This is a genomic window from Streptomyces sp. 8K308, assembly GCF_004348315.1.
GTDB lineage: Bacteria > Actinomycetota > Actinomycetes > Streptomycetales > Streptomycetaceae > Streptomyces.
Genome location: NZ_SMKC01000217.1, coordinates 1 through 12,106 on the forward strand (window position 1 = coordinate 1; position 12,106 = coordinate 12,106).

Annotated in this window: 10 protein-coding genes and 1 pseudogene; 4 read left to right on the forward strand and 7 right to left on the reverse strand. The window is 72.5% G+C overall.

What is annotated here, in order from left to right:
• Positions 1-241 precede the first annotated feature (241 nt).
• From E1265_RS24745 to E1265_RS24755, 3 genes are all read left to right on the forward strand, one after another.
• The gene (locus E1265_RS24745; protein WP_132933227.1) at positions 242-1,837 is read left to right on the forward strand and encodes an ABC transporter permease; all 1,596 of its coding nucleotides are present in this window, start codon (positions 242-244) and stop codon (positions 1,835-1,837) included.
• A gap of 213 nt (positions 1,838-2,050) precedes the next feature.
• A complete protein-coding gene (locus E1265_RS24750) occupies positions 2,051-2,602 on the forward strand; it encodes a hypothetical protein (RefSeq protein WP_132933219.1) in 552 nt (183 codons plus the stop codon).
• 362 nt (positions 2,603-2,964) lie between these two features.
• Positions 2,965-3,909, forward strand: coding sequence for a class F sortase (locus E1265_RS24755; protein WP_132933220.1), 945 nt, complete (start codon positions 2,965-2,967; stop codon positions 3,907-3,909).
• 109 nt (positions 3,910-4,018) lie between these two features.
• Here E1265_RS24755 and E1265_RS24760 read toward each other — a convergent pair whose 3' ends face one another.
• The 7 genes and pseudogenes from E1265_RS24760 to E1265_RS24790 form a co-directional block, all read right to left on the reverse strand.
• Positions 4,019-4,432, reverse strand: a complete 414-nt coding sequence (locus E1265_RS24760) for a DUF3151 domain-containing protein (protein ID WP_132933221.1) — start codon at positions 4,430-4,432, stop codon at positions 4,019-4,021.
• A gap of 58 nt (positions 4,433-4,490) precedes the next feature.
• Positions 4,491-5,513 carry a class II fructose-bisphosphate aldolase gene (fbaA, locus tag E1265_RS24765; RefSeq protein ID WP_132933222.1) on the reverse strand — a complete coding sequence of 341 codons (1,023 nt, stop codon included), beginning with the start codon at positions 5,511-5,513 and terminating at the stop codon, positions 4,491-4,493.
• A gap of 138 nt (positions 5,514-5,651) precedes the next feature.
• Complete coding sequence (gene pyrE / locus E1265_RS24770) at positions 5,652-6,188, reverse strand: orotate phosphoribosyltransferase (protein ID WP_132933223.1); 537 nt, start codon at positions 6,186-6,188, stop codon at positions 5,652-5,654.
• Positions 6,189-6,214: 26 nt separating this feature from the next.
• Positions 6,215-7,033: an aldose 1-epimerase gene (locus E1265_RS24775; protein ID WP_243741086.1), complete on the reverse strand. Its 819-nt coding sequence runs from the start codon at positions 7,031-7,033 to the stop codon at positions 6,215-6,217.
• A 378-nt stretch (positions 7,034-7,411) separates the two neighbouring features.
• Positions 7,412-8,356 (reverse strand): hypothetical protein, encoded by a 945-nt coding sequence (locus E1265_RS24780; protein ID WP_347877245.1) that lies wholly within the window; start codon positions 8,354-8,356, stop codon positions 7,412-7,414.
• A 221-nt stretch (positions 8,357-8,577) separates the two neighbouring features.
• Positions 8,578-9,234: pseudogene (locus E1265_RS24785) on the reverse strand (spermidine synthase); the annotation flags it as partial.
• Positions 9,231-9,803 (reverse strand): DUF2617 family protein, encoded by a 573-nt coding sequence (locus tag E1265_RS24790; protein WP_132933225.1) that lies wholly within the window; start codon positions 9,801-9,803, stop codon positions 9,231-9,233. The gene E1265_RS24790 and the pseudogene E1265_RS24785, both read right to left, overlap by 4 nt.
• A 434-nt stretch (positions 9,804-10,237) precedes the next feature.
• On the opposite strand from E1265_RS24790, the gene E1265_RS24795 reads away from it, so the two are divergent.
• On the forward strand, positions 10,238-11,998 hold the full coding sequence (locus E1265_RS24795) for an ABC transporter family substrate-binding protein (protein ID WP_132933226.1): 1,761 nt from the start codon (positions 10,238-10,240) through the stop codon (positions 11,996-11,998).
• Positions 11,999-12,106 lie beyond the last annotated feature (108 nt).

A 12,106-nucleotide genomic window follows, 5' to 3' on the forward strand; every position in this document is an offset into this window, starting at 1 on the left:
CGCCCACCCTCGAGGAGCTGATGCTGCGCCACTACGACTCCGTCCTGCCGGACGGAACGGCCCGAAGGAGCCCGAGGTGAGCGACGGTTCCGTGAACCAGGGCACCGAGACCGGAGCCGCGCCGGCATCGGCCGCCGCGGCCCGCACGGCCACGGCCGGCGAAGCCGGGCAGGGCCCCGGCCGGCGGCCGACACCGCCCAACCTGACGGGAACCCGGCGGCTCAGCCCGCCCGGCCAGGGCCTGACCGGCACCGGGACGCTGATCAGGTTCGCGCTGCGCCGCGACCGGGTCAGGCTCCCCGTGTGGATCCTGGCGACCACCCTCGTCACCATGTCCTCGCTCTCCAGCTTCGAGAGCCAGTACGCCACCGCCGAGGAGCGCGCCAGCGCCGCCGAGACCCTCGGCGGGCCGGCCGGCCTGGCGATGACCGGCCCCGAACACTACGTCAGCGGCCCCGACTACACCTACGGGGCGATGACGGCGCACCAGATGATCGGCTACCTGGCCATCACCGTCGGGTTGATGAGCGTCCTCACCGTCGTCCGCCACACCAGGACCGAGGAGGAGACCGGCCGCGCCGAGCTGCTGCGCGCCAACGTCGTGGGCCGGCACGCGCAGTTGGCCGCCGCGCTCACCGTGGCCGTCGCCGCCAACCTCGTCATCGGACTGCTGCTCGCGGCCGCCCTCGGCGGCTCCGGCGTGGAGACCGTCACCGGTTCCGGCTCCCTGCTCCTCGGCGCGGCCGTCGCCGCCGCCGGCATCGGCTTCGCGGCCATCACGGCCGTCGGCGCGCAGATTACCGCCTTCGCGCGCGGCGCCTCCGGTCTTGGCATGGCCGCGGTCGGCGTCGCCTTCGCCCTGCGCGCCGTCGGCGACATCGGGGCCGACGCCGTCTCCTGGCTCTCCCCGATCGGCTGGGCCCAGCGCACCTACGCCTACGTCGACAACCGCTGGTGGCCGCTGCTGCTCAACCTGGCGCTGGCCGCCGCCTGCGCCGCCGCGGCCTTCACGCTCTCCACCCGCCGCGACGTCGGCGCCGGACTGCGGCCCCCACGCCCCGGCCGGCCCGCCGCCTCCCAGGCGCTCACCCACCCGCTCGGCTTCGCCTTCCGGCTGCACCGCGGCGTGCTCCTCGGCTTCGCCGCCGGCGGGCTGCTGTTCAGCCTGATGTACGGCTCCATCCTCGGCAGCGCCGAGGACATGATCAGGGACAACGACCAGCTGCGGGAGGTCATCGAGCAGCTCGGCGGCGACGTGGTGGAGTCGTTCGCCTCGGTGGTGATGACCGTCCTCGTCGTCCTCGCCGCCTGCTACGTGGTGGTCGCCGCCCTGCGGGCCCGCGCCGAGGAGACCGGCGGGCGCGCCGAACCCGTGCTCGCCACCGGGCTCTCCCGCACCCGCTGGCTGGCCAGCCACCTGGCCGTGTCGTTGGTCGGCGGCACCGCCGTACTGCTGCTCGCCGGCCTCGGCTTCGGGCTCTCCGGCGCCGCGTCCACGGACGACTGGGGCCTGGTCACCTCGCTGACCGGCGCCTCGCTGGCCTACGCGCCCGCGCTCTGGGTCACCGCGGGCATCGCGGTCGTGCTCTTCGGCTGGTTCCCCGGCGCCTCGGCGGCCGCCTGGGCCGTTCCGGCGTACTCCTTCCTCGTGGTCTATCTGGGCGAACTCGTCGACCTGCCCGACTGGCTCGCCAACTTCTCCCCGATCGGCCACGTCCCGCAGGTGCCGGCGGCCGACCTCACGTGGACGCCGCTGCTGATCCTGACGGCCCTGGCCGGCGGCCTGATCTGGCTCGGCCTGGCCGGCTTCAACCGCCGCGACCTGGACTGCAAGTGACCCCGCCGCCCGGCCCGCCCCGGCGGGCCGGGCGGCGCCGGTCGACCACCCACGTCGACCGCCCACGTTGACCACCCACGTCGACCACCCAACGGAGCAATCCCCCACCCGCTGGGACCATCTCCGGATGCGACCTCCGTGACGCGCTGTTCGCATAGATGACAACCCGTCACGCCTCCCTGCGTGCGGCAGACGACCCGGAGGTCACCGCTCATGAGAATCGCGCTCTCCAGAAGCCGCCTGGCCGCCGCAGCGGCCACCCTCCTGCTCTCCCTGGGACTGGCAGCCACCCCGACCCTGGCCAGGGCCGAGGCCCAGGCCGACTCGGGGCCGACGACCCCCTCGGCACCCCTGACCATCTCGCCGAGCTCGGGCGCACCCAACACCTCGGTCACCGTCCGGGCCGCCTGCGAGCCCAACGGCCCGGCGACCTCGCCCGCCTTCCAGCAGGACATCACCCTGCGGCAGTCGAGCAACAACCAGTGGGTCGGCACCGGCCGCATCAAGTCCAGCGGCCTGCAGTCCGGAAGGAGCTACACCGTCACCGTCCGCTGCCGGGACGGCGTCACCCTGACCACCAACTTCACCGTCACCTCCGCCACCCCCACCGGCGGCGCGGCCGCCGGCTTCGGCGGCAGCAGCGGCGTCGGGGGCGGCGACTCGGCGGCGACCGCGCTGGCCGTCGGCGGCGGGGTGGCGGTGGCCGGCACCGCCGGCTACGTGTTCCTCGCCCGCCGGCGCCGGGCCACCGGCAGCCACTACTGAGAGGCGCGGCGGTGCGCCAGATCCTGCGGCGGCTACGGGGCGCCGACCGTCCGCCTCGCCTGCGGGTCCCGCGGGCGATGCGGAAGGTCAAGCCCCGGCGCACCCCGCGCACTCCGCGGGACCCGCGCAAGGTCAGGTCTAGGCCCGACAAGGAGCACGGGGGCCGCGCGGCCGGTGGGCCGAGCGAGACCCCCGCGGCGGGCACGGAGGCGACCACGGCCGCGGCCTGTGCCACAGCCTCGGCCGTGACCCCGGCCGCGCCCTCGGCCCGGACCGAGGGCGCGGCCCCCGCCGGGGAGCCGGCGGGGGCGGGCGGGGCCGGCCGGCCCGGGCGACGCGGCGTGCGTCGCCTCGGAGCCGCGTTGAACCCACTGCGGCCGGTCCGGTTCCTCGGCCGCCTGGCCCTCCGGCCGTACCGGGCCTGCCTCGGCGTGCTGGCCCAGGCGGTGCGGCGGGCCCTCGCCTGGTGCCGCCGCGTCACCCGCCCCGTGGTGTCGGCCGCCGGCGCCGTCAAGCGGCTGGTCCTGGCCCGGCCCGGCGACGGCACCCGGGAGGCGGCGGCCCGCGCCACCCGCCACCAGCGGCTCGCGCTGCGGGCCCGCCGTCTCGAGGTGGCGGCCGCGGCCTCCGCCGTCACGGTGGGTCTCGCCGGCGGGCTGCTGCTGCCCGGCTCGGGCCAGGTCGTCAGCGAGGCCCGGGCGTCGAGCAGCATCGCGGAGGGCGTCTCCCGGCCGGGCGCGGTGGACGCCCCGGGCGCGGCACCCGACGCCGGCTCCACGGCCAACCTGGACGGCTCCGAACTGCCCTCCGGGGTCGTCGCACCGCCACTGCCACGCTCGACCCCCACCCGGATCCGCATCCCGCAGCTCGGCACGGATGTCGAGGTGTTCGGCGCCCTGCTCGGCACGGACGGCGGTCCGCCGTCGCCGGCCGAGGAGGACGCCATGCGGGCCGCCTGGTACTCGGGCGGCGTCGCGCCCGGCGAGCAGGGGCCGGCCATCCTGGTCGGCCACCTGGACACCTACACCGGGCCCGCCGCCTTCGCCGGCCTCGGCCAGCTCCAGCCGGGCGAACTCATCGAGATCGACCGGGAGGACGGCCAGACCGCGCTGTTCGAGGTGGACTCCGTCGAGCAGTACCCCAAGGCGGACTTCCCCGACCTGCGGGTCTACGGCGCCGTCGACACCCCCCAGCTGCGGCTGATCACCTGCGGCGGCCGCTGGACCGCGGACGGCGGCTACGACTCCAACATCGTGGCCTACGCCCGCCTGATCGGCACCATCACGCCGCCCACCGCCGGCCAGTGACCGGTGGAACGGCGGCCAAGACACGCCTGAGGCGTCCCGCGCTCGCGGGACGCCTCGGTGTGTATCTGTATCGCGATGGTGCTTCGGCGGAGTCTCGCCGAGCCCGGTGTCAGGACAGGGTCTCGGCCGCCGTCGGGGAGCTGTCCCGCAGGAACTGCGAGCAGCGCTCGTACTCCTCGTCCTCGCCGATCGCCTGGGCGGCGCGCCCCAGCGCGTGCAGGGCGCGCAGGAAGCCCCGGTTGGGCTCGTGCTCGAACGGGATCGGGCCGTGGCCACGCCAGCCGTTGCGCCGCAGCGCGTCGAGGCCCCGGTGGTATCCGGTGCGGGCATAGGCGTAGGACTCGACCGTGCGGCCCTCGGCGAACGCGTCGTCCGCCAGCTGTGCCCAGGCGAGCGAGGAGGCCGGGTACTTCGCGGCCACCTCGGCCGGCGCCGTGCCCGCGGCCAGCATCTCACGGGGCTCCGGGTCGTCGGGCAGGTGGGTCGGGGGCGGGCCCCCGAGCAGGTTCTCGTGAATCGCCATGTGGTCCAGTGTGCCGCTTCCGGTGAGGGGGTCGGCCGGCGACCGATTCGGCCGCGGCCTACTTCAGACGGGTGCCGGTGGAGCGCAGGTCGGCACAGGCCTGGGTGACGCGGGCCGCCATGCCGGCCTCGGCGAGCTTGCCCCAGCTGCGCGGGTCGTAGGTCTTCTTGTCGCCGACCTCGCCGTCCACCTTCAGCACGCCGTCGTAGTTGCGGAAGACGTGGTCGACGATCGGGCGGGTGAACGCGTACTGGGTGTCGGTGTCCAGGTTCATCTTCACCACGCCGTTGTCCAGGGCGGTGGCGATCTCCTCCTGGGTGGAGCCCGAGCCGCCGTGGAAGACGAAGTCGAACGGGGAAGCCTTGCCGAACTTGGCCGCGACGCCCTCCTGGAGGTCCTTCAGCAGGTCCGGCCGCAGCACCACGTTGCCCGGCTTGTAGACGCCGTGCACGTTACCGAAGGAGGCCGCCAGCAGGTAGCGGCCCTTCTCGCCGAGGCCCAGCGCCTCGGCGGTGCGCAGCGCGTCCTCCACCGTGGTGTACAGCTTGTCGTTGATCTCGTGGCTGACGCCGTCCTCCTCACCACCGGTGGGGGTGATCTCCACCTCGAGCACGATCCGGGCGGCGGCGGCGAGGGCCAGCAGTTCCTCGGCGATCTCCAGGTTGTCCTTCAGGGTCTCGGCGGAGCCGTCCCACATGTGCGACTGGAAGAGCGGGTTCTCGCCCCGGTCGACGCGCTCCTTGGAGAGGGCGAGCAGCGGCCGGACATAGCCGTCCAGCTTGTCCTTGGGGCAGTGGTCGGTGTGCAGGGCGACGTTGATCGGGTACTTGCGGGCCACGACGTGCGCGAACTCGGCGAGCGCGGTGGCGCCGGAGACCATGTCCTTGCTGTACTGGCCGCCCAGGAACTCGGCGCCGCCGGTGGACATCTGGATGATGCCGTCGCTCTCGGCCTCGGCAAAGCCGCGCAGCGCGGCGTGCAGGGTCTGCGTCGAGGTGACGTTGATGGCCGGGTAGGCGAACTTGCCCGCCTTGGCCCGGTCAAGCATCTCGTTGTAGACCTCTGGGGTCGCGATCGGCATCTGTCCGCTCCTTGTATGCGTTGATCTGCTCGCCGTCGTCCCACTCATCCTTCCAGAGAAGGACCCATACCGGGACAGCGCGCGACAGTTTCACGTGAAACAACTACGGTGTGTCACACCCCCTGTTCAGGGGGGTGATCAGCCCAGCCCCAGGTCGCTCATCGCGTACGCCTGGTAGTAGGGCAGCCCGGCCTCCTCGATGGCCGGCGCGGCACCGCGCTCGACGATCACCGCGACCGCCACCACCTCGGCGCCGGCCTCCCGCAGCGCGGCCACCGCGTCGAGCACCGAGCCGCCGGTGGTCGAGGTGTCCTCCAGCGCCAGCACCCGGCGACCCGCCACGTCGGGACCCTCGATCCGGCGCTGCAGACCGTGTGCCTTGCCAGCCTTGCGCACCACGAACGCGTCGAGCCGCCGGCCCCTGGCCGCCGCCGCGTGCAGCATGGCCGCGGCCACCGGGTCGGCGCCCAACGTCAGGCCGCCGACGGCGTCGAAGTCGAGGTCCGCGGTGAGGTCGAGCATGACCTCACCGACGAGCGGCGCGGCCTCGCCGTCCAGGGTGATCCGGCGGAGGTCGACGTACCAGTCGGCCTCCCGCCCCGAGGAGAGGATGACCTTGCCGTGGACGACGGCCTTGTCCTTGATCTGCCGCAGCAGCTCGTCACGCACGCTCATGGCTCACGACACTACGCCAGGCCCGTTCAGAGCCTTCGCCATGTCCAGCTTGTGGAGATCTCCAGCGGCTCGATCTCGGTGACCAGCCGGGGGTGGGTGTTGAGCCCGTTGGGCGGCCCGGACTGGGGCTCCACGCAGACGGCCTCTGGCTGCTCGTCGTAGACGACGACCCAGGGGGTGCGGCTGGCCACCGTCAACTCCAACTCGTCCGGCCAGACCAGGGTGGTGCGGACGCCGTCCGGCATGCCGAAGCAGTCGTCCCAGGGCCCGGGCCCGGGCGGGATCCGGTTGCCGGTCGGCAGGTGGTCGTCGCCACGCTCCTCCTGCCACTCGGCGGTGAAGTCGATGGTGACGTCCTTGCCCTCGGGGCTCAGGGTGCGCAGGAACCAGGGGTGCCAGCCGGCCTGCGCGGGAAAGGAGTCGCCCAGCGTCTCGACGCCGAGGGTGAGGGTGAGCCCAAAGCCGTCCTCGGCGAGCTCGATCAGCTGGCTGACCCGGCCCCGATAGGGCCAGGGGTCGGAGACGCCGAGGTCGCAGACCAGCGCGGCGGTTCTGTCGTCCGAGCTGACCAGCTGCCAGGGCCGGTGCCTGACGGTGCCGTGGATGGCGTGCGGGCCTGCGTTCAGCGGCAGCTGGTGGGTGGTGGTGCCGTTGCTGAAGCGGCCCTCGCGGGTACGGCCGCACCAGGGCGCCATCACGAAGGAGCCGAACCGCTCGCCCTGGCGCAGCAGTTCGATTCCGCCGACGCGGAGCGAGGAGAGCCGGCCGCCCTGGTCGGGGCGCACGGTCAGTTCGGTGTCGGCGGCGCGGAGTCGCACTCCGCTGTCGGTGTCGTCGGTGGTCACCCCATGACGATAACGATCTGATGCGTCTATCTGATGTACGCCGATCCTCATGTCGACGCCGAGCGGGCGGGAGCGGCGCAGGTCCTGTCCGGGCGGTCTTCGAGGATCAGCCCTTGGCTCCCCCAGGCCTGGCGGCCTGGGTGGGGGTGCCCCCTGCACGGAGTGCTCGGGGGAGTGCCCCCATTCGCTTCGCTCAAGGCGCCCCACGCGGCGGAGCCGCACATCGGCGGCAGCGCAGCTCATACGTGGCCGTATGGGCGCGCAGCGCCCGACATGCCCCACGTCGCGGAGCGACATATCGGCGCCGCGCGGCGCGGGGTAACGCGGCGAGGTGCCGTGGCTGGCGTCGCGGGCCAGAAGAAGACCGCCCGGACAGTCCTAGCGGAGCACGCCCCGCCGCCGGCGCAGCGCCCGGCCCACGATGACCGCCGAGGCCAGCGCGATGGCCGCGGCGGGCGCCGCCCAGCGCAGCACGGCGCCGGGTCCGGTCGGCTGCCCCGGCGCGGGATCGGGGGCGTACCGGCCGCGCGGTGGGGCGTGATCCACCTCTTCCGCGCTCCGGCCGATCATCGTGCGCCTGGCGAAGTCGGCCTCCGGCTCGGGCAGGGCGGCCTCGGCCGCGACCAGTTCGTCGACCTCGACGCCCCCGTCGGCTCCGTCCACCTCGTCCACCGTGTCGAACGCGTCGACGTCGTCGACACCATGGACATCGTCGACCTCGTCGAGACGAGCGGCGTCGGCGAGGTCCGCGACCTCGGCCGGCCAGCGCTCCGGCTCGGGCTCGGGCTCCGGGGCGGCCGGGATGACGGGGATCGCGGGCTCGTTGTCGTCGGGCGCGCCGATGCCGGCGGCCAGGGCCGCGGGCGGCGGCTCGTCGGCGTCGACCACGGGCTCCGACAACTCCTCGACCAGCGCCTCGGCGAACCGGTCAAGCAACCGCCGCGCCGCCGCGGCGCGCTGCTCGGCGGAGTGGTCGGCGAGCCGGCCGACGGCCTCGACCGTGCCACGGAACGAGAGCGTGCAGCCCGGCCGGTCGGTCACCGGGCGCGGCACGATGGTGAGCGCGAGACGCACCGTCCCCTCGCCCCTCACCTCAGCGCCCGCCGCCTCGATCGTGACGCCCTCGCCGCGCTCGGACAGGCTCAGGGTGCCGCCGTAGGTAATGGTCGAGGAAGCGATCCGCACTCTCATACGGCCGGCGAGCGCGCCGCCCGGCTCAAGACGCAGCCCCGGCACGCAACGCGCCACCCGCTCCGGCTCGGCGAACGCACTCCGCACGGCGGTGGCGGACAGTGGCAGATAGACCTCGTGCTCCATGGCCATGGCGCGGAGCCTACCCACACCACATGATCGGATCACTTATCCATCCCCACCGCGCGCCGGGCCGGTCGGAAGAGGGCGACGGGTCAGCCGGAACGACTCCCCCCCAACGCGCTGGAGGTAGCCTCGATCCGCTCGGCCGCCGCCTGCTCCAGCGGTGGGACGACGGCCATGCAGGACAGCAGGGTGACGACCACTCCCAGGCTCAACAGCAGGAACCGGCGGCGGACCCGCGGGCACAGGTCGTCCCGGAACAGCCAGAGCACCAGCACCCCGCCGGCCAGCGCGTTGACCACCCCGGTCAGCAGCGCCGCGTTCAGCCGGCCGAACAGCGGCAGGAGGATAAACGGGAAGGCGAGGCCACCGAGCAACGCCCCCACGTAGTCGGCCGCCGAGAGGTCGGCCACCGCGCGCCCCGCGTCCTGCTGCCTGATCCGCTGGATCAGCGTCATCAACAGCGGCATCTCGGCCCCGATCAACACCCCCATCGCCAGCGAGAAGCACACCAACATCGGCGTGGCCTCGCCGAAGAACAGGAAGCTGACGTGGAGCGTCATCGCCGAGGTACCGCCGACCAGCGCCAACACCACTTCGATGAGGCCGAAGTTGACCGAGGCCCGGCCGCGGAGCCGCTTGGCGCCGAGCGAACCCAGCCCCATCGCGAAGACCATCAGCGACAGCACGATGGAGGTGTGGGTGACCGTGTCCCCGACGAGATAGTCGGCCAGCGCGATCAGTTCGAGCTCGTAGACCAACCCGCAGGCCGCGCAGACGAATACCGTCAGCAGGACCAGCGTTCGCCCGACGCCAGCCGACACCGGGAGCACGGCCACCGCCGAGCACTCCGCCTGGGAGCGCTCGGCGTCGGACGTCTGGATCATGAACCGAACGTTACGTCACACTTCGGGATCGAACTGTCACCCACTGGAGTGGTTTCGCGGCGGCTGCCGCTCTCGGCGACCCGGGTCCTGGTGGCCACCAACCGCCCCTCCTGCGGATAGGCGTGCCAGGTACGCCAGTGCACCTGCCCGCCCTGCCGCTGTGCGAGCAGTGCGGTGAACGCGTTGGGATCGCCCGGGAACAGGCCGGCGAGGCCGTGCGGGTGCTCCGCGACCAGGGCCAGCAACTCCTGCGCGCGACCCGCGAACGAGCCGGCGCTCAGGCTCTCGACGCGCGCCGCGAACTCGTACTCGAAGTTCCCGAGCCGCCGGGAAACCCCTAACGGCAGCGGGGTGTTGCTCCCCGGCATGCACGCGACGGTCTCGGAGCAGGTGCCGTCCCGGTGCTCGAAGAGCACCTGGTGCGAGGCGCCCAGCACCCGCAACTGGACCCGCGCCCCCGAGAGTTCGAGATCGAGGGTGGCCAGGGACGGCAGCGGTTCCCGGCCCAGAGCCCAGGCGAGGTCGGCGGCGCGGGTGTCGGTGTAGGCGGTGTGGATGGTGGTGAGCATGGGTCGGCCCCCCGCATGCGGGCAGTTGAGGGTGGTGTGGTTCGCCCCTCGGGACACTCGAAGGCAGCGCCACCACCGAATCACGGAACCACCGACAGCATCAGCGTTTTTACCCAACTTCACCTTGTTTCCATCCCCCCGGGGGGGAGGATGGCGCAGGTGTTCGCACCGGCGGGTCGACGCCCCCGCGGCACCGCCCGCGTCAACCCGCCAGCCGGCGCGCGATATTCGAACAGAACCGCACAGTCAACGCGCGGAGATTCGGCGAAATACCCGCTTTCGCCCCGAAAAGGATCGAAATGCTGATCACAGGTCAGCGTGCTTCACATCTCGTCTGCACAACGGTGGCTCTATCGCACTTGTTCGTGCTCTCTTCTGTGAGGAAGCTCAGCGGAACTTCACACCAAAGTGACTTACTGGGGAAGGCCCGATTGATGACGAGATTCGGCAGGACGTCGAAGATCGCCGCAGCCCTGCTGGGAGGCGCCCTCGTCCTCTCCGCGTGCGGCGGCGGCGATGACGACGGCAACGACGACGCCAACAACGACGCGAACGGCGGCTCGGGCGGCACGGTGACGTACGCCATGGCCCAGCCGTGGCAGGCCTACAACATGACCACGGCGGGCGCCAACACAGTCGCCAACGGCCAGGTCCTGGAACAGGTGCTCTCGGGCTTCTGGACCTTCGGCAACGAGGACGGCCAGCCGATCCCCAACGAGGATTTCGGCACCTACGAGATGGTCTCCGAGGACCCGCTGACCGTGGACTACACGATCAACGAGGCCGCCGTCTGGTCCGACGGCACCCCCATCGACTGCGACGACATCCTGCTGTGGTGGACCGCGCAGAGCGGCGCCTTCGACGGCCTGTTCTCCGCCGTCGGCACCCAGGGCGTCGAGGACACCGCCATGCCCGAGTGCGAGCCGGGCGGCAAGTCCTTCACCCTGCTCTACGACCAGCCGTTCGCCGACTGGCTGACCGACGGCCCGGGTCACGGCAACGTGGCCATCCAGCCGGCCCACATCGTCTCGGAGCAGGGCGGGTTCGGCTCCGAGGAGGAGTTCATCGCCGCGCTCCAGGGCGACGACCCCGCGGCGCTCGAGGCCGCGGCCGAGTTCTACAACAACGGCTGGGTGATCGAGGGTTCGCTCCCCGACCCCGCGCTGATCCCCTCCTCCGGCCCCTACGTCATCACCGGCTACGAGGCCAACCAGTCGGTCACGCTCACCCGCAACGAGAACTGGTGGGGCGAGCAGCCGGCCGCCGACTCGATCGTCTTCCGCACCATCGCCGAGGAGGAGCAGGTCCAGGCGCTCCAGAACGGCGATGTCGACATCATCGAGCCGCAGCCGACGGTGGACATCGCGCAGCAGATCCAGGCGGCCTCCGGCTTCGAGAACCAGGTTGCTGAGGAGTACACCTACGAGCACCTGGACTTCAACTTCAACGCCGGCCCGTTCGCCGAATCCGTCGAGCTACGCCGGGCGTTCGCGCTCTGCGTGCCCTACGAGGACCTGGTCGTCAACCTGATCCAGCCCGTCGTTCCGGACGCCGAGGTCAAGCGCGTCCGCAACGTGGCGCCGTGGGACCCGGGTTACCAGGAGGCCGTGGACGCCTCGCAGGCCTCCATCGACGAGTACGGCACCACCGACATCGACGCCTCCCGCGCCATCCTGGAGGCCGAGGACGCGGTCGGCACCACCGTCCGCCTCGGCACCCTGGAGAACCAGCGCCGCCTGGACGCCGGCGCCCTGATCGAGGCCTCCTGCGAGCAGGCCGGCTTCGAGGTCGAGTTCGAGCCCGCGACCGACTTCTTCGACACCACGGGCGCGCTGTCCGAGAACCGCTTCGACGTGGCCATGTTCGCGTGGGCCGGTTCCCCCGAGCGCTCCGGCTGGAACTCCACCTACCGGACCGTGACCGAGTGCTCCCCCGAGGGCAAGGGCAACAACAACGGCTGCTACTCCAACCCCGAGATGGACGAGCTGCTCGACCAGGTCCTGCGCACCTCCGACGAGGCCGAGGCCATCGAGCTCACCGCGCAGATCGAGGCGCTGCTCTGGGAGGACATGGTGACCATCCCGCTGTACCAGCACCCGGGCATCACCGCCTGGAACGGCGCGGTGCAGAACGTGATCCCCAACCCCTCGCAGAACGGCATCACCTGGAACGCCGACGAGTGGGCCAGGTCCTGACCCACTAGTCCGACCGGTGGCCCGCCGACGCGGGCCACCGGCGGCGTACCACACGCCCGCGCGGGGCCGGGGGACACGCGTCCCACCGGCCCCGCCTTCGTACGGTGG